Source organism: uncultured Roseovarius sp. (assembly GCF_963972555.1).
GTDB classification, from domain to species: Bacteria; Pseudomonadota; Alphaproteobacteria; order Rhodobacterales; family Rhodobacteraceae; genus Roseovarius; species Roseovarius mucosus.
Genome location: NZ_CAXAUM010000017.1, coordinates 44,495 through 68,768, shown reverse-complemented (window position 1 = coordinate 68,768; position 24,274 = coordinate 44,495). Strand labels below are relative to the sequence as shown.

General features: G+C 64.2%; 19 protein-coding genes. 12 read left to right on the top strand and 7 right to left on the bottom strand.

Going from position 1 to position 24,274, the window contains the following annotated elements; genetic code table 11:
* Nucleotides 1-127: 127 nt before the first annotated feature.
* On the bottom strand, nt 128-1,174 hold the full coding sequence (gene torT / locus AACZ65_RS14845; RefSeq protein WP_339672125.1) for a TMAO reductase system periplasmic protein TorT: 1,047 nt from the start codon (nt 1,172-1,174) through the stop codon (nt 128-130).
* Nucleotides 1,175-1,252: 78 nt separating this feature from the next.
* On the opposite strand from torT, the gene AACZ65_RS14840 reads away from it, so the two are divergent.
* Nucleotides 1,253-4,168 (top strand): ATP-binding protein, encoded by a 2,916-nt coding sequence (locus tag AACZ65_RS14840; RefSeq protein WP_339672123.1) that lies wholly within the window; start codon nt 1,253-1,255, stop codon nt 4,166-4,168.
* Here the strand turns inward: AACZ65_RS14840 and AACZ65_RS14835 are convergent.
* Nucleotides 4,141-4,842 (bottom strand): response regulator, encoded by a 702-nt coding sequence (locus tag AACZ65_RS14835; RefSeq protein WP_339672121.1) that lies wholly within the window; start codon nt 4,840-4,842, stop codon nt 4,141-4,143. The two genes, AACZ65_RS14840 and AACZ65_RS14835, sit on opposite strands and share 28 nt — an antisense overlap.
* A gap of 160 nt (nt 4,843-5,002) precedes the next feature.
* Here AACZ65_RS14835 and AACZ65_RS14830 point away from each other — a divergent pair, with 160 nt between their 5' ends.
* The 4 genes from AACZ65_RS14830 (at nt 5,003) to AACZ65_RS14815 (ending at nt 11,468) form a co-directional block, all read left to right on the top strand.
* On the top strand, nt 5,003-5,944 hold the full coding sequence (locus AACZ65_RS14830) for an ABC transporter substrate-binding protein (protein WP_037273329.1): 942 nt from the start codon (nt 5,003-5,005) through the stop codon (nt 5,942-5,944).
* 73 nt (nt 5,945-6,017) lie between these two features.
* Complete coding sequence (locus AACZ65_RS14825; RefSeq protein ID WP_339672119.1) at nt 6,018-7,049, top strand: glycine betaine/L-proline ABC transporter ATP-binding protein; 1,032 nt, start codon at nt 6,018-6,020, stop codon at nt 7,047-7,049.
* Complete coding sequence (locus AACZ65_RS14820; protein WP_339672117.1) at nt 7,046-9,001, top strand: ABC transporter permease subunit; 1,956 nt, start codon at nt 7,046-7,048, stop codon at nt 8,999-9,001. Before AACZ65_RS14825 ends, AACZ65_RS14820 begins: the two co-directional genes overlap by 4 nt.
* A gap of 175 nt (nt 9,002-9,176) precedes the next feature.
* Nucleotides 9,177-11,468: an arginine/lysine/ornithine decarboxylase gene (locus tag AACZ65_RS14815; protein ID WP_339672115.1), complete on the top strand. Its 2,292-nt coding sequence runs from the start codon at nt 9,177-9,179 to the stop codon at nt 11,466-11,468.
* Nucleotides 11,469-11,477: 9 nt separating this feature from the next.
* Here the strand turns inward: AACZ65_RS14815 and AACZ65_RS14810 are convergent, their stop codons facing one another.
* Nucleotides 11,478-12,824, bottom strand: coding sequence for a glutamine synthetase family protein (locus AACZ65_RS14810; protein ID WP_339672113.1), 1,347 nt, complete (start codon nt 12,822-12,824; stop codon nt 11,478-11,480).
* 195 nt (nt 12,825-13,019) lie between these two features.
* Between AACZ65_RS14810 and murJ the strand changes: the two genes are divergently transcribed.
* Entirely contained in the window at nt 13,020-14,558 is a 1,539-nt protein-coding gene (gene murJ, locus AACZ65_RS14805; protein ID WP_339672111.1) for a murein biosynthesis integral membrane protein MurJ, read from the top strand.
* A 195-nt stretch (nt 14,559-14,753) separates the two neighbouring features.
* On the opposite strand, the gene AACZ65_RS14800 is transcribed toward murJ, so the two are convergent.
* The gene (locus tag AACZ65_RS14800; protein ID WP_339672109.1) at nt 14,754-15,440 is read right to left on the bottom strand and encodes a rhomboid family intramembrane serine protease; all 687 of its coding nucleotides are present in this window, start codon (nt 15,438-15,440) and stop codon (nt 14,754-14,756) included.
* A 74-nt stretch (nt 15,441-15,514) separates the two neighbouring features.
* Between AACZ65_RS14800 and trpS the strand changes: the two genes are divergently transcribed.
* The gene (gene trpS, locus AACZ65_RS14795) at nt 15,515-16,543 is read left to right on the top strand and encodes a tryptophan--tRNA ligase (RefSeq protein WP_339672107.1); all 1,029 of its coding nucleotides are present in this window, start codon (nt 15,515-15,517) and stop codon (nt 16,541-16,543) included.
* A gap of 56 nt (nt 16,544-16,599) precedes the next feature.
* Here trpS and AACZ65_RS14790 read toward each other — a convergent pair whose 3' ends face one another.
* Nucleotides 16,600-17,235 carry a glutathione S-transferase family protein gene (locus tag AACZ65_RS14790; RefSeq protein WP_339672105.1) on the bottom strand — a complete coding sequence of 212 codons (636 nt, stop codon included), beginning with the start codon at nt 17,233-17,235 and terminating at the stop codon, nt 16,600-16,602.
* A gap of 137 nt (nt 17,236-17,372) precedes the next feature.
* On the opposite strand from AACZ65_RS14790, the gene AACZ65_RS14785 reads away from it, so the two are divergent.
* The 3 genes from AACZ65_RS14785 to AACZ65_RS14775 all read left to right on the top strand — a co-directional run bounded on the left by AACZ65_RS14785 (nt 17,373) and on the right by AACZ65_RS14775 (nt 21,281).
* The gene (locus tag AACZ65_RS14785; RefSeq protein WP_339672103.1) at nt 17,373-17,855 is read left to right on the top strand and encodes an RNA pyrophosphohydrolase; all 483 of its coding nucleotides are present in this window, start codon (nt 17,373-17,375) and stop codon (nt 17,853-17,855) included.
* Nucleotides 17,852-18,337 carry a hypothetical protein gene (locus AACZ65_RS14780; protein WP_339672101.1) on the top strand — a complete coding sequence of 162 codons (486 nt, stop codon included), beginning with the start codon at nt 17,852-17,854 and terminating at the stop codon, nt 18,335-18,337. The genes AACZ65_RS14785 and AACZ65_RS14780 overlap by 4 nt, the downstream gene beginning before the upstream one ends.
* A gap of 73 nt (nt 18,338-18,410) precedes the next feature.
* Entirely contained in the window at nt 18,411-21,281 is a 2,871-nt protein-coding gene (locus AACZ65_RS14775; protein ID WP_339672099.1) for an error-prone DNA polymerase, read from the top strand.
* A gap of 66 nt (nt 21,282-21,347) precedes the next feature.
* Here the strand turns inward: AACZ65_RS14775 and AACZ65_RS14770 are convergent, their stop codons facing one another.
* Entirely contained in the window at nt 21,348-21,836 is a 489-nt protein-coding gene (locus tag AACZ65_RS14770) for a peroxiredoxin (RefSeq protein ID WP_297539164.1), read from the bottom strand.
* Between the two features lie 90 nt (nt 21,837-21,926).
* On the opposite strand from AACZ65_RS14770, the gene AACZ65_RS14765 reads away from it, so the two are divergent.
* On the top strand, nt 21,927-23,129 hold the full coding sequence (locus AACZ65_RS14765) for an FAD-dependent oxidoreductase (protein WP_339672097.1): 1,203 nt from the start codon (nt 21,927-21,929) through the stop codon (nt 23,127-23,129).
* Nucleotides 23,126-23,683: a 16S rRNA (guanine(966)-N(2))-methyltransferase RsmD gene (gene rsmD, locus AACZ65_RS14760; RefSeq protein ID WP_339672095.1), complete on the top strand. Its 558-nt coding sequence runs from the start codon at nt 23,126-23,128 to the stop codon at nt 23,681-23,683. The genes AACZ65_RS14765 and rsmD overlap by 4 nt, the downstream gene beginning before the upstream one ends.
* 16 nt (nt 23,684-23,699) lie before the next feature.
* On the opposite strand, the gene AACZ65_RS14755 is transcribed toward rsmD, so the two are convergent.
* Nucleotides 23,700-24,269 (bottom strand): hypothetical protein, encoded by a 570-nt coding sequence (locus AACZ65_RS14755; RefSeq protein WP_339672093.1) that lies wholly within the window; start codon nt 24,267-24,269, stop codon nt 23,700-23,702.
* Nucleotides 24,270-24,274: the final 5 nt, after the last annotated feature.

The following is a 24,274-nucleotide window of genomic DNA, read 5'->3' as shown; positions in this document are numbered from 1 at the left end:
GGCGGCGCCGGGATCAGCAGGATTTGGCGGGTCAAGAGGCGGCGTGTTTTGCGCCGCGCTGCCCGCTCTTGTCCCTGCTTTGGCCCCGTCGTCCGACCGTGTCGCCATGATGACTGCAAGTTGCGTGCTAGTCCAGTTCGAACACCGGGATAAAGCTGGCGGGGGCCAGCGTTTCGGCGAGGTCGGTATTGCCGACCATATCGGGGGTCACAAGCTGAATCCGGGGGCCGGCGTGGCGTGTTTCGAGCGTGCCCTCGATGGCGCGCACGGCCATTTCGATGGCGAGTTTGCCCTGCATGATCGGGAAATCGGTGGGCGCGGCGAGGATGCGGCCCCGGCGGATGCCGCGAAAGACGGCGTGGCTCATGTAATCCGAGACAATCTTGATCCGGCCTTCGAGCCCGCGCGCGCGCAGGATCGACACGGCAACCTCGGCGGTGGGGGCGCTGCCGACGATATAGTCGATCTCGATCCCGCTATCGAGTGTTTCCTCGACCAGCGTCACCTGAATTTCGCGGCCCGTATCGCCATATTTGGTCAGCACGATCTGCGCTGCGCTATTGGCGATGGCGTCGCGAAAGCCTGCCTCGACAAAGCCGACCCAACCGGCGCCCTCGGGGCCGGGAAACCATGCGAGCCGCACCGGGGCGCTGCCCTGTGGGTGGCGGTCGGCGATGAAGCGGCCGGTGATCGCGCCCATCTCGTACCAGGACACCGCTGCCTTGGCCGCGATGCCGGGGTCGGCGATGTCATTGACGGCGGCGATGACGGGCACCTCTTGCGAGAGCGCCTGAACCGTGGGGGTCAGCCCCTCGAAGGACACGGTGCCCACCACAAGGGCATCGGCCCCTTGGGCCACGCAATCGCTGATCTGTTCGATCTGGCGGTCGAGATTGGGATAACCGCCCGCCTCGACCAGACGAAAGCCCACGCCGAGGCGCTGGGCCTCTTCGACCATGCCGTAATTGACCGAGAGCCAATAGGCGTCCTTGAGATGGGGATAGGAGACGCAGATCGTCCAGGGCGAGGCGGCGCGGTCGAGCGGTTGATAGGCGAGCGGGCGCGCCGGGCTGGTATAGTCGAAGGGCACGGTATGGGTTTGCAGCGCCCATGGATCTGCGGCGAGGGGCAGGGGGGCCAGAAGCGCCAGCATACAGGCGATTATTCTTTGCATGAAACGCTCACTCCTCTGCGGAAATTACTATAGACTGTCGCGGATGGACTGCAACATGGGCGGAGCGGGAAGGGCCGGATGAAGAGCAGAACCGGATTGGGCGCGCGTCTGTTGGCGGCGTTTCTCGTGATTGCCGGGTTGCCTGCGCTGGCGGGATTCTTTGGCTGGTTCGAGCTGCGCGATGTGACGCGGGCGCAACAGCAGCTTTATGATAGGTCGATCCCGGTTCTGTCGGACATGCGGCGCTTTACCGAGGAAAGTTCGGCGATCATCACGGTGGCACCGGAATTGGCGGCGGTGGATGACGAAGCGGCGCGGCGCGACCGGGCCGCCTATCTGGGCGCGCGGGTGGCGGCGCTCTCGGATCATCTGAGCCGGTTTCAGTCCGAGCATGGTGGTGGCAGCGGTGGCGAGTTGACCCGTGCCGTGGTGGCGATGGAGGCGGGGATTGCAGAGCTTGACCGGCTGGTCAAGCAGCGGCTGTCGCTGGTGCAGGCGCGGCGCGAGGGGCTGGACCGCGCGCTTGGGGCGACGCAGGCCTTGCTCAACATGGCCGATACATTGGTGGCCAATGCCGAGATGAGCACGGCGGCGGTGATCTCGAACCTCTATGACGACGAACCGGGGCAGGCGCAGCATCTGGCGACGCTGGACAAGTTGATCGAGGTCGATCTCTTCGAGTTGGGGTTGATGTTTGAATTGCGCTCGCGCACGGCGGAAATCGGGCTCTTGTTCAACCGGATCGCCGGGCTGAGCGATGTGGGCGATCTGGTCCCCATCCGGGAGACGCTGGTGGAGCGGACCGAGATTGTCGCGCGGCGGGTGGCGGCGATCCGCGATCCGGGGCGGGCGGCGCAGGCGCAGACGCTGCTGGCCACGATCCTCACGCTGAGTGATCCGGCGGGGCCGGGGGGCCTATTGGGATTGACCGAGGGCATTCTGGGGCTCGATGGCCGGATCGAGAGCGCGCAGGCGGCGCTGCGGGTGTCGGCGGACGGGTTGCATGTGGCGGTGACGGATCTGGCGAGCCGGGTGCAGGCGGAGGCGCAGCGCGCCGGGGCGGCCTCGCTCGAGGTGATCCGGGCGACGCGGTGGCGCAGTGCGGGCGCGGCGGGTGTCGCGCTCTTGCTGTCGCTGGCGGTGCTGTGGTTCTACGTGCGCGGCAATATCTCGCGGCGGTTGGACAACCTGTCGGATATGATGACGCGGCTGGCGGCGGGGCAGCTCGATATGCGCGTGGCCCCGCGCGGCAGCGACGAGATTGCGGGCATGGAGCGCGCCGTCGAGGTGTTTCGTCAGCAGGCCATCGCCAACCGCAGTCTGGAGGCGGCGCGGCGGCGCAACGAGGAGGAATTGGCGCGGCATCGCAATGCCTTGCAGGAGTTGGTGGCGGAAAAGACCGAAGCCCTGCGCGGTGAGGTCGAGGCGCATGCGGTGGCGCGGCAAAAGGCGGAGGCGGCGGATCGGGCGAAATCGGAATTCCTGGCCATGATGAGCCATGAGATCCGCACGCCGATGAACGGGGTTCTGGGAATGTTGCGCAGCCTGTCGGCAGAGGGGTTGGCGGAGGCGCAGTTGGAGCAATTGCGCGCGGCGCGGGCCTCGGGCGAGAGCCTGCTTACGATCCTCAACGACATCCTGAGCTATTCCAAGACCGAATTGAGCGGCGCGCATCTGGAGCGGGTGGTGTTTTCGGTGGCGGAGGTGATGCAGCTGATCGTGACCCTGCTGGAGCCGGGGGCACGGGAGAAGGGGATCGTGCTATGCCTTGATCTGCCCGAGGATGCGCCTGCGGCGGTGATGGGCGACATGGCCAAGCTGCGGCAGATCCTGTTCAACCTTGTCTCGAACGCGGTCAAGTTCACCGAAGAGGGCGAGGTGGTCTTGCGGCTGCGGGTGCGGTCCGCAGGGGCGGGGCGTGTCACGCTGATCCTTGAGGTGAGCGATACCGGCAAGGGGATTTCGGCGCAGGCGCGGCAGCGCATTTTCGAGGCCTTCGAGCAGGAGGACGGGCTGACGGCGCGGCGCTATGGCGGCACCGGGCTTGGCCTTGCGATCTGTCGCAAGTTCGCGGAGGTGATGGGCGGCGCGCTGAGTGTCGAGAGCACGCCGCATGTGGGGTCGGTGTTTACCTTCATGGCGGATTTCGATCTGGCCGATCCGGCGCTCTTGGCCGAGAGCGTGCCCGAGTGGGTGCCGGAGCGGGCGGGGCGCAGTCTGCACGCGCTGATTGTCGAGGATCACAGCGTCAACCAGATGGTCGCGCGCAGCTATCTGGAGCGGATGGGGCATACGGCGGTCTGCGCGGGCAGCGCCGAGGACGCGCTGGAGCGGCTGCGCCGGGAGCGGTTCGATCTGGTGCTGATGGATGTGAACCTGCCGGGCCTGTCGGGCACCGAGGCCACGCGGCGGCTGCGAGCGCGGCCCGAGGGGCGGGACCTGCCGGTGATCGGCATTTCCGCGCATGTGCAGGAAGAGGAGGTGGCGGAGCAACTGGATGCGGGCATGGATTGTTTCGTGGCCAAGCCGGTATCGCCTGAGCGCCTGGCAGCAGCGATTGCGCAGGTGACAGGCGGGCAGCGGCGCGGCGTGTTCCTGTCGCCGCGGTCGGCCGCGCGGGTCACGGGGCGCGCGCGCGATGTGCTGGGCGGGATGCTGGCCGATCTGGGGCCGGAGCAGACATTGGCGGCGATCCGGCTTTATCTTGATGGGCTGGCAGAAGAGGCGCAGGGGCTGGCGGCGGCGGTTGCGGCAGAGGATGCCGCGCGCGTGGCCAAGGTGGCGCACCGGATGAAGGGCGCGGCGGGCAATTTCAGCCTGCCGGGCCTGAGTGCGGTGTTGCGCGCGGTGGAAGAGGCGGCGCGCGCGGGCGACGTGGGGGCGATGCGGGTGGGCATGGCCGATCTGCCGGGCGAGATTGCAGCGGCGCGGGCCACGCTATTGCGGGCTGTGGAGGGGCTGATGCCTCAGTCCAAGGTGGCGGTGAACACGTAGCCTTCGCCATGGGCGGTGGTGATGAGGCGCGGCGCGCCGGGGTCTTCTTCGAGCTTGGTGCGCAGGCGGCGGATGATCACATCGACCGTGCGGGCATCGGGATGCTCTTGGCGGTGGGTGATCACGGTCATCAACCGCTCGCGGCTGAGCACCGCGCCGGGATGGCGCAAGAGTTCGGCCAGCACCTCGTATTCGGCGCGGGTGAGGCGGATGGGCTGGCCATCGGGGCCGGTCAACTGGCGCGTGGCAAAGGCAAAGGTGAAACCGTGAAAGCGCAGGGTCTGGCGCGAGAGGCGGCGCTGCACCTCGGTCCGGCGCAGGAGGTTCTTGATCCGCGCCAGCAATTCGCGGCGATTGAACGGTTTGCACACATAATCATCCGCCCCCAGTTCCAGCCCGACGATGCGGTCCACATCGTCACTGAGGCTGGTGGTGAGGATGATGCCGATATCCGAGCGTGCGCGCTGTTCGCGGGTGATCTGAAGCCCGTCCTTGCCATCGAGCGTGATGTCCACGAGCAATAGATCGGCGCGGTCGCTATCGAGCATCGTCTCGGCGCGTTCGGCGCTGTCGAAGGCGGTGACGGTATAGCCATGGGACGTCAGATACTCCGCCAGCGTGGTGCGGGTGACGGGCTCATCCTCGATGATGACGATATGGGCGGGTCTGGCCACCGTGGCACTCTCTGCGTGGTTTCCTCCTGTTAATATTTTTTCACAATTAAGTCCAGTTCGTTCATGCCGCCCCTCTGACGTGTTCATATCCGATCCGTAAGCTTCTCTCACCAAAGCCCGGGAAACGGGCGGGAACATGTAACACAGGGAGTTTTCTAGAATGACACGACGTTTGCGACTGATCGGTGGGGCTGCCGTGCTGGCTATGGCCGCGACCGGAGCCTTGGCGGATTCCGAAGATCCGATTGTTATCCCCATTCACAACTGGTCGAGCCAGATCGTAATGAGCCATGTGGTTGGCCAGATTTTCGAATCCATGGGCAACAATGTGGAATATGTCTCGACCGACAGCCAGTCGGTTTACGAGTCGGTGCGTCTGGGCGATGTGGCGCTGGAGCTTGAGGTCTGGGAAGGCGCGTTCGGCGCTTCGTTCCGCGCCGCGCTGGAAAAGGGCGGCTTGCATGATGCGGGCGATCACAACGCGGTCACGCGCGAGGATTGGTGGTATCCGATGTGGACCAAGGAGGCCTGTCCCGGTCTGCCCGACTGGCAGGCTCTGAATGACTGCGCCGCAGCCTTTGCCACGCCCGAGACCGGCGATGCGGGGCGGTTCCTCGGGGGGCCGGTGGACTGGCTCAAGCATGACCAGGAGCGGGTTGACGGGCTGGGCATGAATTTCAAGGTGGTCAATGCGGGGTCTGCCGCAGCCCTCTGGGCGGAAATAGGCGCCGCTGAAAAGACCAAGAAGCCCATCGTTCTGTTCAACTGGACGCCGAATTTCGCCGAAGCCGTCTGGCCGGGCGAATTCGTCGAGTTCCCCGAGTGGGTGGACGGTTGCGACAAGGACCCGGCGGTCGGGCCGAACCCGGACAAGACATATGATTGCGGCAATCCCGCGAATGGCTATCTGAAAAAGGCCGCTTGGGACGGGATGAAGGACAAATGGCCGGACGCCTATGAGATGCTGACCAAGATCAGCTTTACCAATCCGCAGATCGCGGAAATGGCCAAGCTGGTGGACATCGACGAGATGGAGCCGGAAGAAGCTGCCGCGCACTGGCTGGAAGAGAACGGCGATGTCTGGAAGGTCTGGATCAACTGATCGAGGCTTGAAATCTGCCCCGCCCGTGGTGCGCCACGGGTGGGGTTTTCCATAACAAACAAGGGGGTGTCGCGTGCCGGTGTCTGAACCCGTGATCTCATGCCGCAATGTCTGGAAACTGTTTGGCCCTTCGCCCGAGGCGTATCTGCGGGGGCTGACGGGCGATCCGGGGTTCGAGGTGATCCGCCAAGCGGGCTATATCTCGGCGGTGCGCGATGTGTCGCTCGATATTGCGCGCGGCGAGATGCTGGTGATCATGGGCCTGTCCGGTTCGGGCAAATCGACGCTGGTGCGGTGCCTCTCGCGGTTGATCGAGATCACCGGCGGCACGGTGTCGGTCGAGGGGCAGGATATTGGCGCGCTGAGCGAGGCGCAGTTGATCGAGTTGCGGCGCAACAAGATGGGTATGGTGTTTCAGAGCTTTGGCCTGTTGCCGCATCGCACGGTGCTGGAGAATGTGGCCTTTCCGCTGGAAATGCGCGGGCAGGACCGGGCCACGCGGCGCAAGCGGGCCCTGGAGGTGATCGACCTTGTTGGCCTTGGCGGGCGCGAGGATTATTTCCCGCGCGAATTGTCGGGCGGCCAACAGCAGCGGGTGGGGATCGCCCGAAGCCTCGCCATCGAGCCGGATATCTGGTTTCTGGACGAGCCGTTTTCGGCGCTTGATCCGCTCATTCGGCGCGAGATGCAGGATGAGTTTCTGCGCCTGCAAGGGATGCTGGGCAAGACCATCGTCTTTATCACCCATGATTTCGACGAGGCGCTGCGGCTGGCGGACCGGATCGCCATCATGAAGGATGGCGCGGTCGAGCAATGCGACACGCCCGATCAGATCGTGCTGAACCCGGCCACGGATTATGTGCGCAAGTTCACCGAAGAGATCGAAAAGGCACGGGTGGTACATGCGGCGGGCCTGGCGCGGCCCATCAACGGCGTGATGCCCGAGGGGCTGCCGGTGGCGGGCAAGAGCACGATCCGCGCGCTGGCGCGGCAGTTGATCGACGATCCGCGCGAGATCCTGCCGGTGGCGGATGAGGCGGGGCGCGTGACCGGCGTGCTGAGCCGCAAGGAGGCGCTCGATGTGCTGCTCGGGGGTCAGGCATGAGCGAGAGCGCCATTCCAAGCGCCCCCGCCACGCGGTTGCGGCTGAGCCCGGCGTGGATGGTTCTGTGTCTGGCGCTCTGTCTGATCCTTGCGCGGCCCTATTTGCCCGAGGGGTTGATGCGCCCGGCGGAGGGGCTGATCCTGCCTTTGGCGGATTGGATCAACGCGCTGTTTACCTGGCTGCGCGACGATCTGGGGTTGATCCATGTAACCCGCGCCTTTGCCGACGGGATCGAGTGGATGCTCGATGTGACGGCGAATATTCTTTATGGCAAGAACCGCTGGCCCCGGATTGGCCCGCTGCCATGGATCGTTGTGGCGCTGAGCGCGGGCTGTCTGGGCTATTGGCTGGGCGGGCTGCGATTGGCGCTGTTGGCGGGGGGCACCTTTGTCTGGATCGCGCTGATGGGGCAATGGAAATGGGCGATGGAGACCCTGTCGGTGATCGTCGTGGCCGCGCCGGTTTCGGTGCTGCTCGGTCTGGTGATGGGCGTGGCGACATGGCGCTGGCGCTGGGTCGAGGCGGTGATGAATCCGGTGCTCAACATCGCGCAATCGCTGCCGCATTTCGCCTATATGATCCCGGTCGTGGTGTTCATCGGGGTGGGGCCCAAGGCGGGGGCGATTGTCACGATCATTTTCTCGGTGCCGCCGATGATCCGCATGACGCTACTCGGGCTGCGCAAGGTGCCGCCCGAGGTGATCGAGAGCGGCAAGATGTGTGGCAGCACGGCTTGGCAGTTGATGACACGGGTGCGTATTCCCACGGCGCGGACCGAGATTCTGGTGGGGGTCAATCAGGTCATCATGCAATGTCTGGCGATGGTGGTGCTGGCCAGTTTCATCGGAATGCCGGGGCTGGGGCAGAAGCTGTTGCAACTGTTGCAGGCGCTCAAGATCGGGCGCTCGATCGAGATTGGCATCACGATCGTTCTCTTGGCCGTGGCGCTGGATCGCTGTTCCAAGGCCTGGGTCGCGTTACAGCCCGTGCATCACGAACCGGGGCTGGGATGGGTCGCGCGGCACCGGGTATTGAGCCTTTGGGCCGCGTTGATGGTCGTGGGTTTTGCCCTTTCGGCGCTGGTGCCGTTCTTTGCCGAGGTCGGGCGGGGGCAATCGCTATCGGTGGCGGACCCGCTGGATGCGATGATGTCCTGGGTGATTGTGACGGTTGATCCGGTCACGCAATGGCTGCGGTGGTTCCTGATCACCTGGGTTCTCATTCCGGTGCGCGATGCGCTCTTGTGGTTGCCCTATACGGCGGTGCTGGCGCTGGTGGCGGCGGCGGGGCTGGCGGTGGGCGGCTGGCGGTCGGCGCTGATCTGCGTTGGCTTTATCGGCTATATCGCCATCACCGGCTGGTGGGATCGGGCGATGATCACGGTTTATACGGTGTTAGTGGCGGTCGCGGTGGCAACGAGTTTCGGCTTTCCTCTGGGCATCTGGGCGGCGCGAACCGAGGCGCGGGCCAAGCGGGTCTTGCTGCTGTGTGACAGTCTCCAGACCTTTCCGAGTTTCATCTACCTCATTCCGGTGATCATGCTCTTTGGCGTCAATGACGTGGCGGTTGTGGGGGCGGTGGTGCTCTTTGCTGCTGTGCCGCTCATCCGGTATACGATCGAGGGGCTGCGGGGCGTGCCCGAGGCGCTGATCGAGGCGGCGGATATGTCGGGGGCGACGCGTCGTCAGAGCCTGTGGCATGTGCGCCTGCCGCTTGCCCTGCCCACCATCATGGTGGGGATCAATCAATCGCTGATGTTCTCGCTCTTCATGGTGATCATCGCGGCCTTTATCGGCACGCAGGATCTGGGTCAGGAAATGCAGCGCGCGCTGAGTTCCACGGATGTGGGCAAGGGGCTTGTGCTGGGGTTTGCCGTGGCCTTTATCGGGCTGGCGGCGGATCATCTGATCAAGAAGATGGCCGAGGGTCGGCGTCGCGCGCTGGGTCTCTGACCGGGCGTGCGGCATGAGCGCGCGCAAAGCGGCCAAGGCGCGCGCGGCGGGGCTTGACCTTGGGGCGCACAGCAGAAACAACCTGCGCAGAGTCGGATTCCCCGGGCCTTTGGGGGGTCCTGTCGCTATGCTTGGCGTGACCGCCCCTCTGCTGGTCTCCTGAAAGGAGAAGTCCATGAAGTTCCACTTTCCCATTGTCATCATTGACGAAGATTTCCGGTCCGAAAACTCTTCGGGGCTGGGTATCCGAGCCATGGCCAAGGCTATGGAGGATGAGGGATTCGAGGTTCTGGGCGTCACGAGCTATGGGGATTTGTCGCAATTCGCGCAGCAGCAATCGCGCGCCAGTGCCTTTGTTCTGTCGATTGACGACGAGGAGTTCAGCCCCGGTCCCGATATTGATCCGGTGATCACCAACCTGCGCAATTTCGTGCAGGAGGTGCGGCGCAAGAATGCCGATGTGCCGATCTATGTCTATGGCGAGACCAAGACGAGCCGCCACCTGCCCAATGACATCCTGCGCGAATTGCACGGCTTCATCCATGCGTTCGAGGATACGCCGGAATTCGTCGCGCGTCATATCATCCGGGAGGCCAAGATCTATCTCGAGGGTATCCAGCCGCCGTTTTTCCGCGCCTTGCTGGATTATGCCGAGGACGGGTCGTATTCGTGGCATTGCCCCGGTCATTCCGGGGGCGTGGCATTCCTCAAGAGCCCGATCGGCCAGATGTATCACCAGTTCTACGGCGAGAACATGCTGCGCGCCGACGTGTGCAATTCGGTCGAGGAGCTGGGGCAGCTCTTGGATCACGACGGGGCGATTGGCGCGTCCGAGCGCAATGCCGCGCGGATTTTCAACGCCGATCACTGTTTTTTCGTGACCAACGGTACCAGCACCAGCAACAAGATGGTCTGGCATCACACCGTGGCCCCCGGCGATGTGGTGGTCGTGGACCGCAATTGCCACAAGTCGATCCTGCACAGCATCATCATGACCGGGGCAATCCCGGTGTTCCTGCGGCCTACGCGCAATAATTTCGGCATCATCGGGCCGATTCCGCGCGGCGAGTTCGAGATTGACGCGATCAAGGCCAAGATCCGCGCCAACCCGCTCTTGGCGGGGGTTGATCCCGATACCGTGAAGCCACGGATCATGACGCTGACGCAGTCGACCTATGACGGCGTGCTCTACAACACCGAGGTGATCAAGGATGTGCTCGATGGTTATGTGGACAACCTGCATTTCGACGAGGCGTGGCTTCCGCATGCCAGCTTTCACCCGTTCTACAGCAATTTTCACGCGATGGGCCGGTCGCGGGAGCGGCCCAAGCAATCGGTGACGTATGTCACCCAGTCGATTCACAAGCTGCTTGCGGGGATCAGTCAGGCCAGTCATGTGCTGGTACAGGACAGCCAGACCACCAAGCTGGACCGGCACCTCTTTAACGAGGCCTATCTGATGCACACCAGCACCAGCCCGCAATACAGCATCATCGCGAGTTGCGATGTGGCCGCGGCCATGATGGAGCCGCCCGCGGGCACGGCGCTGGTCGAGGAGAGCATCGCCGAAGCGCTGGATTTCCGCCGGGCCATGCAAAAGGTCGATGCCGAGTTCGGCGAGGACAACTGGTGGTTTCAGGTTTGGGGACCGGATGTTGTGGAGGACGAGGGGATCGGTGCGGCCAAGGACTGGGTGCTCAAGCGCACCGATGCCCATGGCGTGCAGGCCTCGGACGGGGAGGAGTCGTGGCATGACTTCGGCGAGATGGCGCCGGGGTTCAACATGCTCGATCCGATCAAGGCCACGATCATCACCCCCGGCCTCAATCTGGACGGACGGTTCGAGAAGTCGGGGATTCCCGCCTCGATCGTCACGAAATATCTGGCCGAGCATGGGGTCGTGGTCGAAAAGACCGGGCTTTACAGTTTCTTCATCATGTTCACCATCGGCATCACCAAGGGCCGGTGGAACACGCTCTTGACCGCGCTGCAACAGTTCAAGGACGATTACGACAAGAACCAGCCGATGTGGCGCGCGATGCCGGAGTTTTGCGCCAAGCAACCGCGCTATGAGGGCATGGGCCTGCGCGATCTGTGCCAGCATGTGCACACGCTCTATGCGAAATACGATGTGGCGATCCTGTCGACGGAAATGTACCTGAGCGATCTCACCCCGGCGATGACGCCGAGCGAGGCCTTTGCCCATATCGCGCGGCGCACCACGGAGCGGGTCGCCATCGACGATCTGGAAGGGCGCGTGACCACCAGCCTCGTGACGCCCTATCCGCCGGGTATCCCGCTCCTGATCCCCGGTGAGGTGTTCAACAAGACCATCGTGCAATATCTGCGGTTCAACCGCGAATTCGCCCGCGAATGCCCCGGGTTCGAGACCGACATTCACGGGCTGGTGCAGGAGGTGGGCGAGGACGGTGTCACGCGCTATTTCGCGGATTGCGTGGCGGTCTGAGCGCGGGCGTCACACGCTTTCGAGATAGGCGTCATATTCGAAGTCGGTCACGTAGCGGGTGAAGCGCTTGAGTTCCTGCATCTTGCATTCCACCAGCATGGTTTGCAGGCGTCTGGAAAAGATGTCCTGCACGTGTTTGCCGCGGCGAAAGGCCTGAATCGCGGTTGCCCAGTCGAGCGGCAGATTGTCGAGTTTCTGGTTGTAGGCGTCGCCGTCGATGGGCGGGTAGGGGGTGAGCCCCTGTTCGATCCCGATGAGCGCGCCGCCGAGGATACTGCCCAGCACGAGGTAAGGGTTGGCGTCGGCGCCCGCGACGCGGTGCTCGATGCGCCGCGCCTTGGGGCTGCCGCCGGGAATGCGGATCGCGGCGGTGCGATTCTCATAGCCCCAGGAAATGCCGGTAGGCGCATGGGTGCCGGGCAGGAGGCGGCGATAGGAATTCTGGTGCGGGGCAAAGGTGAGCGTGTTTTCGTGCATCGTTTCCAGCAGGCCAGCCACGGCATTGAGCAAGAGCGGCGTGCCGCTGTCGCCGTCATTGTCGAAGAGGTTGACGCCGTTTTCATCCACAAGGCTGAAATGCACGTGAAACCCGCTGCCCGAGCGGTCGCCATAAGGCTTGGCCATGAAGGTGGCGGCCATGCCATGTTTGCGCGCGATACCGCGCACGAGGCGTTTGAAGAGGACGGCATCATCGGCGGCCTGTAGCGGGTCGGCGACATGGACCATGTTGATCTCGAACTGGCCCGCGCCGTTTTCCGAAATGGCGGCATCGGCGGGGATGCCCTGTTCGTGGCAGGCGTCGTAGACATCGTTGAGGAATTCGTCGAAATGTTCGAGCTCGTCGAGCGAGAGCGCGCCGTCGGAGTCGAGCCGCTTGCCGGTGACGGGCGAGCAGGGCGGGAGCGGCCGCGCCTCGCGCGGGTCGAAGAGATAGAATTCGAGTTCCGTGGCCACGACGGGGGTGAGGCCGCGCGCCTTGTAGCGCTGCACGATATTGGAGAGCGCATGGCGCGGATCGCCGGGAAAGGGCGTGCCATCCTCGGTGTGCATCCAGAACATCACCAGTGCCGAAGGCCGGCTGGTCCAATTCACCATGACGATGGGGCGCCCGGTATGTTCGCAGATCCCGTCCGAGTCACCGGTCTCGAACACCAGTTCGTTGTTCTCGATGTCCTCGCCCCAGATGTCGACGCTGAGCACCGAGAGCGGCAGGCGCAGGCCGTCATCCATGATCGCCTTGGCCTTTTCGATGGGCAGGCGTTTGCCGCGCATCGCGCCGTTGAGATCGCAAACGCAGGCAAAGACGGATTCGATCTCGGGCCGGTCCTGAAGCCATTGGCGGATATTGGTGGTCATCTTGGGTCTCTTTCTGCCTGCCTGGGCGGGGCTGGGCCGCCGCCCTCTGGCCTCACCTTGTCGCGTCGTCGCGGGGCTGGGTAGTGAAATATGCGTTACAAGCGAAAATGGTGGCGGATTGCGCCGTTTGCGCCCTCTTTTCCCCGGCGGGCGGATGGTCTACTCCTCGGCCCTGATCCCGGCGAAAGGCCAAGCATGAAACCCGTCCGCCTGCTCTCTGGCATTCTCACCGTTGGCGGCTGGACCTTGCTCAGCCGTCTTTTGGGGTTTGTGCGCGATGTGCTGATCGCCAGCTATATTGGCCCCGGTGCGGTGATGGATGCCTTTGTCGCCGCCTTTCGCCTGCCCAACATGTTCCGCCGCTTCTTTGCCGAAGGGGCATTCAACGCGGCCTTTGTGCCGATGTTTTCCAAGCGGCTGGAGGCGGGGGATAACCCCTTGGGTTTTGCCGCGCTGGCCTGTTCGGGGCTGAGCCTTGTCCTGTTGGTGCTGACGGGCCTCTGCATGGTGTTCATGCCCGCTCTGGTCTGGGCCACGGCAGAGGGGTTCGTGGGCGATGCGCGCTTCGACCTGACGGTCGAGTTCGGGCGGATCGTGTTTCCCTATATCTTCTTCATCTCTCTGGCGGCGCTGTTTTCGGGGATGCTGAATGCGGCCGGGCATTTTGCGGCCGCCGCCGCCGCGCCGGTGCTGCTGAACGTGTTTCTGATCGGCACGATGAGTTTTGCGGCGGTCACGGGCGGGGCGGTGGCACAGGCGCTGGTCTGGACGATTCCGGTGGCCGGTGTCGCACAACTGGCGCTCGTGTGGCATGCGTCGCGGCGCGCGGGCTTGCACCTGCCGCTGGTGCGGCCCCGCTGGACGCCGGAGATGGCGCAACTGGTGCGCATCGCGGTTCCGGCGGCGCTGGCGGGCGGGGTGGTGCAGATCAACCTCGTGGTCGGGCAATTGGTCGCCTCGAACACCGAAAAGGCGGTGAGCTGGCTCTATTCCGCTGACCGGCTCTATCAATTGCCCTTGGGGGTCGTGGGAATCGCGGTGGGCATCGTGCTCTTGCCGGATCTGTCGCGGCGGCTGAAGGCGCAGGATGATGTGGGCGCGCGTATGGCGTTGTCGCGCGCGGGTGAGATCGCACTGGCGCTGACCATTCCCTGTGCCGTGGCGCTGATCGTGATCCCCGTCCAGCTTGTGTCGGTGCTGTTCGAGCGCGGGGCGTTCGGGGCGGATGACAGTGCGGCGACAGCGCTTGCGGTGGCGATCTACGGGTTGGGCCTGCCGGCGTTCGTGTTGCAAAAGATCCTGCAACCGGTGTTTTTCGCGCGCGAGGATACGCGCAGCCCGTTCCGCTATGCGGTCTGGGCGATGGTGGTCAATGCGGTTCTGGCGGTGGGGTTGGCGATGGTCATCGGCTGGATTGCGGCGGCGATTGCCACGACAATCGCGGCGTGGATCATGGTGGTGCAACTTGCCGCCGGGGCGCGGCAGTTTGGCGATGTGGCGCGGTTTGACGCTCAATTCCGGCGTCGGTTGTGGCGGATCTGTCTCGCCTCGGTGCTGATGGGGGCCGTGCTCTGGGGGGCGGGGGTTTTGCTTGGGCCGCTTTTCGGCATGGGGGGCGTGCGGTGGCTTGCGCTCTTGCTGCTGATTGGCGTCGGCACGCTTGCGTATGCCCTCTTTGGGCAAGGGTTGGGGGCGTTTCGGATGCAGGAAATCCGGAGCAGGTTGAGGCGGTAGGGGGGTCGTCTTCACGCGCGGAATCAAGGTGCCGCAGGCACCGCCGCGCGGATCGCTGGGCCGTCCCGCGGCCTAGCGATTTTGAGAAGGCGCGTCTCGCTGAGAGATTATACGGACTTGGCAGGCATAAAGTGGCAGTCACGCCTGTTGTTTCGCTAGTCCCCGGCCCAGCAATCCGCGCGGGCGCTTGCCCCTTCAGTCGTGCCGCAGTTTGGAACGCAGGCGCGACCAACCGCCGGGGCTGAGCACGAAAGAGGCGAGAAAACCGGTGGCGAAGCCGCTGACATCGGCGATCCAGGTGGCATTGCCGCCAAACAAAAGCCCAAACACCAGTTGCAGCCCCATCAGCACGCCGATGAGGGTGAAGGCGCGGGTCTGATTGCTGCCCAGCTGCCCCAGCCTGAGCCACATGATATAGGTAAAGCCGCCAATCAGGCCGTAAACGCCGGGAAAGGCCCCGATGAGCCACGTCCCGCCGGGGGCCACGAGGCCAAAGATCGCCGCGCCCGCAACCGTGCTGACCAGAAACAGAACCAGAACCGCCCAGTGGCGAAAGACATCCGAGACGAATTTGCCCATGGCCAGAAGCAGCACGCCCGCAAAAAGCGCGTGGGTAAAGCTGCCGTGAACAAAGGCGTAGCTCAGGAGGCGGCGCAGGTGCTCGACCGGGAAGGTATTGTTCTCAAGCATCCAGGCAAGGATTTCACCGTTGAACCCGTAGTCCTGAATGGCCGCCGATCGCCAGCCCACCGCATCGGGGCCGCCAACGAGCCCGCGCGCGCCAAGGGTAAAGGCGGCCTCTATCCCGATCAGCACCAGAAAGAGGGCAATCAGGAAGGGCGGCAGGGGGTTGACGGGGGCGGGTGGTCTCTGCTCGGACATGGCACCTCTCCTTGACGGGGCTTTGGCGCATGGGTAAGCGAGGCGGGCAGAGAAATCCACCACGGAGTTGTGCCATGACCGAGGCGGCCTTTACCCCCCGCGTGTTTTCGGGAATCCAGCCTTCGGGCAACTTGCACCTGGGCAATTACCTGGGCGCGTTGAAGCGGTTTGCCGAAGCGCAGAACAAGGGGATCCAGACGCTTTATTGCATGGTGGACCTGCATGCGATCACGGTCTGGCAGGATCCGGCCGATCTGGCCCGTGCCACACGGGAGCTGGCGGCGGGGTTCATTGCCTCTGGCCTCGATCCGGCGCGGTCGATCCTGTTCAACCAGTCTCAGGTGGCTGAGCACACGCAGATGGCGTGGGTATTCAACTGCGTGGCGCGCATGGGCTGGATGCAGCGGATGACGCAGTTCAAGGACAAGGCCGGCAAGAATGCGCAGAATGCCTCGCTGGGTCTCTTTGCCTATCCGGCGCTGATGGCCGCCGATATTCTGACCTATCACGCGACGCATGTGCCGGTGGGCGAGGACCAAAAGCAGCATCTGGAATTGACGCGCGACATCGCGATCAAGTTCAACCACGATTATGGCGTGGAGTTTTTCCCGATCCCCGAGCCGGTGATCGAAGGGGCGGCGACGCGGGTGATGTCGCTGCGCGATGGCACCAACAAGATGTCGAAATCCGATCCGTCGGACATGAGCCGTATCAACCTGACCGATGATGCCGAGACCATCGCCAAGAAGATCCGCAAGGCCAAGACCGACCCCGAGCCGCTGCCCTCGGAGGTTGCCGGGCTGGAAGGGCGGCCCGAGGCGCGCAATCTGGTGAATATCTATGCGGCGCTGGCCGATATGTCGGTGGATCAGGTGATGGCGGACGTGGGCGGCAGGCCGTTTTCCGAGTTCAAGCCGATGCTGGCCGATCTGGCGGTGGATCGCATCGCCCCGATTTCGACCGAAATGGCGCGGCTGATGCAGGATTTGTCCGAGATTGACCGGATTCTGGCGGATGGGGCGGCCCGTGCCCGTGCCATTGCCGCGCCGATCCTGCGCCAGACCTACGAGATCATGGGCATGGTGGGCGCGCGCGAGGTGTAACCGGGCCAGGTGCCCGCAATCGCCATTTCCCCGCGCGCGCTCGACTGCAAATCCCCTCAGCCCAGATCGGGCTCGGTCTTGGCGAAGGTGTCATTCGCCTTCATCGCCTCCCACCAGTCGGCCACGCCGGGGGTGGAGAGCACCTGATCGGCATCGGGTGTGAGCGAGACATAGAACATGATCGGCGCGAGGAAGTAATCCGCGAGCGTGGGGCTGTCCCCGGCCAGCCATTTGGCACCGTTGCGATTTTCCATGAGCAGCGTCAGCAGGGTTGCCGATGCGTCGAGCGCCGCCTTGCGCGCGTCTTCGTTCTGCCCGCCGATCAGGTCGGGAAAGAGGTGATAGCCCGCAACCCCGACAAGCGCCCCATAGCCGTAGCTGTCGATGAGGCCGATGGCCTCGTTCATGCGGGCGCGGCCCTTGGCATCGGCGGGAGAGAGCGCAGGCTCTGGTGCAATGTCCTCGAGATAGCGGCAGATGGCGTCGGTCTCGCGGATGCGCAGCCCGTCGATGTCGAGCACCGGCACCTTGCCGAAGGGATGGCGGGCCAGATGCTCGGGTGTGCGGGTCTCGCCCGCCAGCACATTCACCGGCACCTGATCATAGGCGATGCCCTTGTCGGCCAGCACCATGCGCACGGTGCGCACATAGGTCGAGGCATCAAAGCCGTATAGCACGGGTTTTTCAGTCATGTTCGGGTCTCTCTGTTGGCGTTGTTATGTGACTCACACTGGGTGAGCCACGGGAAAAGTCAAATGATCTGTTGCGGTCTTGACGCCTCTGGCGTCTCGCCGCACTCTGCCCGTGACCCTAGCTGAAAGACCTGATGATGACGCCTGAAGAGATTGTAAAACTGCCCTATCGCCGCTGTGTAGGGGTGATGCTGGTCAATGCGGAGGGCCATGTCTTTGTCGGGCAGCGGATCGACAATGACGCGCCGGCCTGGCAGATGCCGCAGGGGGGCATCGACAAGGGCGAGAGCGTGACCGAAGCCGCGCTGCGCGAGCTCTGGGAGGAAACCGGCGTGACCTCTGACAAGGTGCGCATCGAGGCGGAAACGCCAGGCTGGCTGACCTATGATCTGCCGCATGACATCGTCCCGCGCATCTGGAAGGGGCGGTATCGGGGGCAAGAGCAGAAGTGGGTGCTGATGCGGTTTCTGGGCCGCGACGGGGATGTGAACATCGCGACCGAACACCCGGAATTCTCGGAATGGCGCTGGTTGCCGCCCCGTGACCTCGAGGCCAATATTGTCCCCTTCAAACGGGCGGTTTATTCGCGCGTGCTGGATGAATTCGGGGCCTTGCTGTGATCCGGGCGGCGGTTCTGGCGCTGGGATGTGCGCTGGGAGGACCGGCCTTGGCCTTGAGTTGCCTGCCACCGGATGTGGCCGAGACCTATCGGCGCGCGGCCGAGGCGGAGGAGACCTATATCGTGGTGCAGGGGCGGCTGAAGTTTGATCCGGCGCGTCTGCCCAGCACCGATATGATCCCGCAGCAAAAGCCCGCGCATACGCTGATCCCGGCGCGGCTGACGGGGCAGGCGCTGACAAAGGGTGGGTTCGATCAGGCGTTCGACCGCGCCATCACGCTCGACGTGCAATGTTTTGGCTCGTGGTGCGCCTCGGCGGTGCCGGGGACGGAGTATCTGGGATTTCTGGAGCGGCGGGACGGCGGCTATGTGCTGACGGTGGACCCCTGCGGCGGTATGGGCCATCCCGATCCGACACCTGCCATGCTGGACAAGGCGCTGGAGTGTTTGCAAGGGGGGCCTTGCATGCGCACGCGCCGCTGAGCGCGCGCAAACGCAGGGTGGAAAAAGGAACACAAAGTGAACATACTGGGCGGGTCTGGGAATCAGTGCCGCCATGCCCTTTGCCGAGCTTTCTGCCACGTCGAATTTCACCTTTCTCACCGGGGCGTCGCATCCCGAGGAATATATCCGTCATGCCGCGGCGCTGGGCCTCTCGGGCGTGGCGATTGCCGATGTGAATTCGGTGGCGGGGATCGTGCGCGCCCATGCGGCGGCGCGCGAGATTGCCCGCGAGGTGGCGGCGCGGCAGGCGCTGGAGGCGCGGCAGGGGCCCATCGGGCCGCCTGCGCCGGAGCCTGCGCCGCCCGATTGGGCCAATTGCCCGCGTCTTATTCCCGCCGCGCGGCTGGTGCTGCGCGAAGGGATCGAGATCACCGCCCTGCCGATGGATCGTGGCGGCTGGGCCAGCCTTTGCCGTCTGATCAGCCTGGGGCGGCAGCGGGCGGTCAAGGGGACCTGTGATCTGGGGGTGGCGGATGTATTGGCGGGGGCGGCAGGGCTCTATCTCTTGCTGCATCCCGGCCCCGGGCGCGCGTGGCAGGCGCAGGCTGGGCAATTGGCGCAGCGCTGGGGGGGCTCTGTCGCGCTCTTGCTCAGCCCGCGCTATGACGGGCGTGATCCGGCACGGTTCGCGTGGCTGGCGGGGCAGGCGGCGCGGCTGGGCCTGCCGACGGTGGCGGCGGCGGCACCGATCCTGCACCGCGGGCATCGCCGCCGTCTCGCGGATGTGCTGAGCGCGATCCGGCTGGGGGTGACGGTGGACCGGCTGGGGCGTCATGCGCTGCGCAATGCCGAACAGCGCCTGCGGTCAGAGACGGAAATGCGCCGTCTTTTCGCAGAGCATGAAGGGGCGATTGACCGCGCGGCGGCGCTGGCCGCGCGGCTGAGATTTTCGCTGGAAGAACTGCGGTATGAATACCCCAGCGAGGTTGCCGAGAACGAGACCCCAACCCAGAGGCTGCGGCGTCTGGCCGAGGCGGGGCTGGACTGGCGCTATCCGGGCGGTGCGCCCGCGCGGGTGCGTGGCATGATGGAGCATGAATTGGCGTTGATCACCAAGCTGCGCTACGAGCCCTATTTCCTGACCGTGCATGACGTGGTGGATTTTGCCCGGTCGCGCGGGATCCTGTGTCAGGGGCGCGGATCAGCGGCCAATTCGGTGGTGTGCTACTGTCTTGGTGTCACCTCTGTCAGCCCCGAGATCGGCACGATGGTGTTCGAGCGCTTTGTCTCCGAGGCGCGCGACGAGCCGCCCGATATCGACGTGGATTTCGAGCATGAGCGCCGCGAGGAGGTGATCCAGTGGATCTATGAGCGCTATGGGCGGCATCGCGCGGGGCTCTGCGCCACGGTGATCCATTACCGCACCAAGCGCGCCATCCGCGAGGTGGGCCGCGCCATGGGGCTATCAGAGGATTTGCTGGGCGCCATGACCTCGCAGATATGGGGGCATGGCGGCGAGGGGGCGCTGGAGCCTGCGCGCCTGGCCGAGATCGGGCTTGATCCGCGCGATCCGCGTCTGGCGCGGACGCTGGCGCTGATCCGCGAGATTATCGGTTTTCCCCGGCATCTGAGCCAGCATGTCGGCGGCTTCGTCATCACCGAGGGACGGCTGGATGAGCTGGTGCCCATCGAGAATGCCAGCATGGAGGGACGCACGGTCATTTGCTGGGACAAGGATGACATCGACACGCTGGGGATTCTCAAGGTCGATGTGCTGGCGCTGGGGATGCTGACCTGTATCCGCAAGGCCTTTGACCTCTTGGTGCAGCATCGCGGGCAGGCCTATAGCCTGGCCACGCTGCCGCCCGAGGACGCCCAAGTCTACGACATGCTGAGCCGTGCCGACAGTCTGGGTGTCTTTCAGGTCGAGAGCCGGGCGCAGATGAATTTCCTGCCGCGCATGCGCCCGCGCTGCTTTTACGATCTGGTGATTCAGGTGGCGATCATTCGCCCCGGTCCCATTCAGGGCGATATGGTGCATCCCTTCATCCGCCGTCGGAATGGCGAAGAGGCGGTGAGTTTCCCGTCGGATGAACTGGGGCGGGTGCTGGGCAAGACGCTGGGCGTGCCGCTCTTTCAGGAACAGGCGATGCAGATTGCCATCATCGGCGCGGGGTTCACGCCCGAAGAGGCGGACCGTTTGCGCCGGTCGCTGGCCACCTTCAAGAAACATGGCAATGTCTCTGAGTTTCGCGCGCGGTTTCTGCGCGGGATGCAGGCCAATGGCTATGACAGCGATTTCGCCGAGCGCTGTTTCAGCCAGATCGAGGGTTTTGGCAGCTATGGCTTTCCCGAAAGTCATGCCGCCAGTTTCGCGCATCTGGTCTATGCGAGCGCCTGGCTCAAATGCCATCACCCGGCGATCTTTGCCTGTGCGCTGCTGAATTCCCAGCCTATGGGGTTCTATGCCCCGGCGCAGATCGTGCGCGATGCGCGCGAACATGGTGTCACCGTGCGCCCGGTCTGCATCAACGCTTCCTATTGGGACAATACCATCGAGCCGGACAGCCGGGGGCGGCTGGCGCTGCGTCTGGGGTTTCGCCAGATCAAGGGCGTGGCGCAGGACGAGGCCGACTGGATCGCGGCGGCGCGGGGCAATGGCTATGTGGGCCCCGAGGATGTCTGGCGGCGGGCGGGGGTGACGCCTGCGGCGCTGGCCCGTCTGGCCGAGGCGGATGTGTTTGCCGAGCTTGGTCTTACGCGGCGCGACGCACTCTGGCAGGCGCGGGCAATCGGGGGTGAGCAGCCCTTGCCATTATTCGCGCGGGATATTGACGGCGAGGGGATTGTCGAGCCTGCCGCGCATCTGCCCGCGATGACGCTGGGCGAGGAGGTGGTCGAGGATTACACCGCGCTGCGCCTCAGCCTGCGGGCGCATCCCTTGGCGCTCTTGCGTCACATCCTGACACCACCGGGGGTGTGAGGTTTCTTTATGGTGCAAATACTCCGGGGAGCGCGAGGGGCTGGCCCCTCGCACCCCTGGTCCGGTTCAGAGCGCCGCGAGCAGCGATTCGCCGGCTGTCGCTTCGCAGGTGCCGGGGCTTTCCTCGACATGCAGCACGGTGACGGTGCCATCCTCGACCGCCATCGCATAGCGCTTGGAGCGCGCGAGGAGGCCAGCGGGCGGCGCGTCGAAATCAAGGCCGATGGCCTTGGTGAAGGCGCTCTCGGCGTCGGCCAGCATGGTGATCCCGGCCTCTGTGGCCCCGGTGGCCTCGCCCCAGGCCTTCATCACGAAGGGGTCGTTGACCGAAACGCAGATGATTTCATCCACGCCTGCCGCGTCGAATTGCGCCTTGGTGCGGATGAAGCTGGGGACATGCGCCGAGGAACAGGTGGGCGTATAGGCGCCCGGCACGGCAAAGATCACCACCTTGCGGCCCGCGGTCAGGCTCTTGAGATCGACCGCTTCGGGGCCCTTGTCGCCCAGTTTCAGCAGGGTCGCGTCGGGAAGTTTGTCGCCGGAAGAAAGGGTCATGGTCGTTCCTTGTCTGTCGAGGGTTTCGGGATGGAAGTAGATATAGGCCGGTGATAGGCAAGTGACCATGCCAAAGAAGGAGAGAGCGGGATGTCGGGTGTCGTGGTGATCGGAGCGGGGCAGGCGGGGGCGTCGCTGGTGGCGAAGCTGCGGAGCGAGGGCTATGAGGGCCCCATCACGCTGATCGGCGAAGAGCCGGTGCCGCCCTATCAGCGCCCGCCCCTGTCCAAGAAATACCTGCTAGGCGAGATGGCTCTGGAGCGGCTCTATTTGCGGCCCGAGAGCTATTATGCCGAGGCGGGCATCGACCTGCGGTTGGGCGTGCGCGTCACCGGGATTGACCGCGCGGCGCGGGCGGTGGTGATGGGCGCGGAGCGGTTGGGCTATGAGCATCTGGTGCTGACCACCGGATCGCGCCCCCGCCACCTGCCTGCGGCGATTGGCGGTGATTTGGGCGGTGTGCATGTGGTGCGCACGCTGGCCGATGTCTATGCGATGGCACCGGGGTTTCGCCCCGGCGCGCGCGTGCTGATCGTGGGCGGCGGCTATATCGGGCTTGAGGCGGCGGCGGTCGCGGCCAGCCGGGGGATGCAGGTGGTTCTGGTCGAGATGGCGCCGCGTATCCTGCAGCGGGTGGCTGCCAAGGAGACCTCGGATTATTTCCGCGCGCTGCATGGCCGGCACGGCGTCGATATTCGCGAGGGCGTGGGATTGGAGCGTTTGCTGGGTGACGGCCAGGTCATCGGCGCGCGCCTGTCGGACGGGACGGAGTTGGCCGTGGACATGGTGATCGTTGGCGTTGGCATCGTGCCGGATACCGCGCTCGCCGAGGCGGCAGGGCTGGCGATTGACAATGGAATCGCGGTGGATGCGCAGGGGCGCACCTCCGATCCCGCGATCTGGGCCGCGGGCGATTGTGCGTCCTTCCCCCATAACGAGGGGCGTTTGCGGCTGGAGAGCGTGCCCAATGCCATCGACATGGCCGACTGTGTGGCGGGCAATATCCTGGGGCGTGGCGTGGATTATGTGCCAAAGCCGTGGTTCTGGTCGGATCAATACGATGTGAAGTTGCAGATCACGGGGCTGAGCACCGGCTATGACCGGATCGTGACGCGCGATGGCGGGGCGGCGGTGTCGTTCTGGTACTACCGGGGCGATCAGTTGCTGGCGGTGGACGCGATGAACGATCCGCGTGCCTATATGGTGGGAAAGCGGTTGATTGATGCCGGGAAATCGGCCGATCCGGCGGTGGTGGCGGATGCGGGGGCCGATCTCAAGGTATTGCTCGGGTGAGGATCATCGGCGGGGCGCATCGCGGGCGGGCGCTGGCCAGTGTCGGCAAGGGCGATGAGGCGGCGCATCTGCGGCCCACGTCGGACCGGGTGCGCGAGGCGCTCTTTAACGTGCTGGCCGGGGGCTATGGCGATCCGGTGACGGGGGCGCGGGTGCTCGATATTTTCGCGGGCACCGGCGCGCTGGGGCTGGAGGCCTTGTCGCGCGGGGCGGAGGCCGTGAGCTTCATCGAGAGCGGGCGCAAGGCGCTGTCGCTCTTGCGGCAGAACATCGGGCTTTGCCGCGCCGAGGAGGAAACGCGCGTGTTCCCTCTGGATGCGCGCAGGCCGGGGAATAATCCCACGGCGGCGCATGAGCTGGTCTTTCTCGATCCGCCCTATGGCAAGGGGCTGGGCGAGGAGGCGCTGACGGCGGCGCTGGCGGGGGGCTGGATTTCTGAAGAGGCGCTGATCGTCTGGGAGGAAAGTGCCGCAATCACCCCGCCCGAGGGGCTGCGCCTGTTGGAAGAGCGGCGTTATGGCGATACGGTGATTAGGTTTCTGGAGCGGGGATAGGCGGTGGACGTAGAGATCACGGTTGTGAATTGGGGTGAACGACCACTGGTATCGTGTGAAACGAAACTTCCCGATACAAGCCTTCCCGTATTTTCTCTAACATGTCTATGAGCACTATGAAGATGCGGTCAGCATCTCGTATCGCTTCATCGACCAGATCCATTGTAATTGCAGTTCGATCTGTTCGATATAATGGTTCCGTAAAAGATCCATCATTGTGTACGTAGTCCACTCTGAGAAAACCACTGGGTGAGCCGTAGAACGCCCCGTGTGCTGCCAAGTGCCTATTTCTCTTAAATTCATTGATCCATGAGCAAAGTGTCTTCAACTCTGATGAAAAGCCAAATTCTTCGGCTTTACTGGAACATCTTTTCAGTTCGCGTATCAGGTCAGAAGTTGAACGTTTGCGATTTTTCCAATAATTTTCTAACCAGTTGGCATCACTTGGAAAAACCCCACTTAGGCAAACAATTAAAGCGCTCGCGTTCTTTTCTATGTGGGCGCATAGTTGCATATAGACGCCAAGGGCGTAGAGAAATTCGTTGGGAAGCAGCTTCTCAATCTCGGATGAATACTGATTTTTCAAGTCCG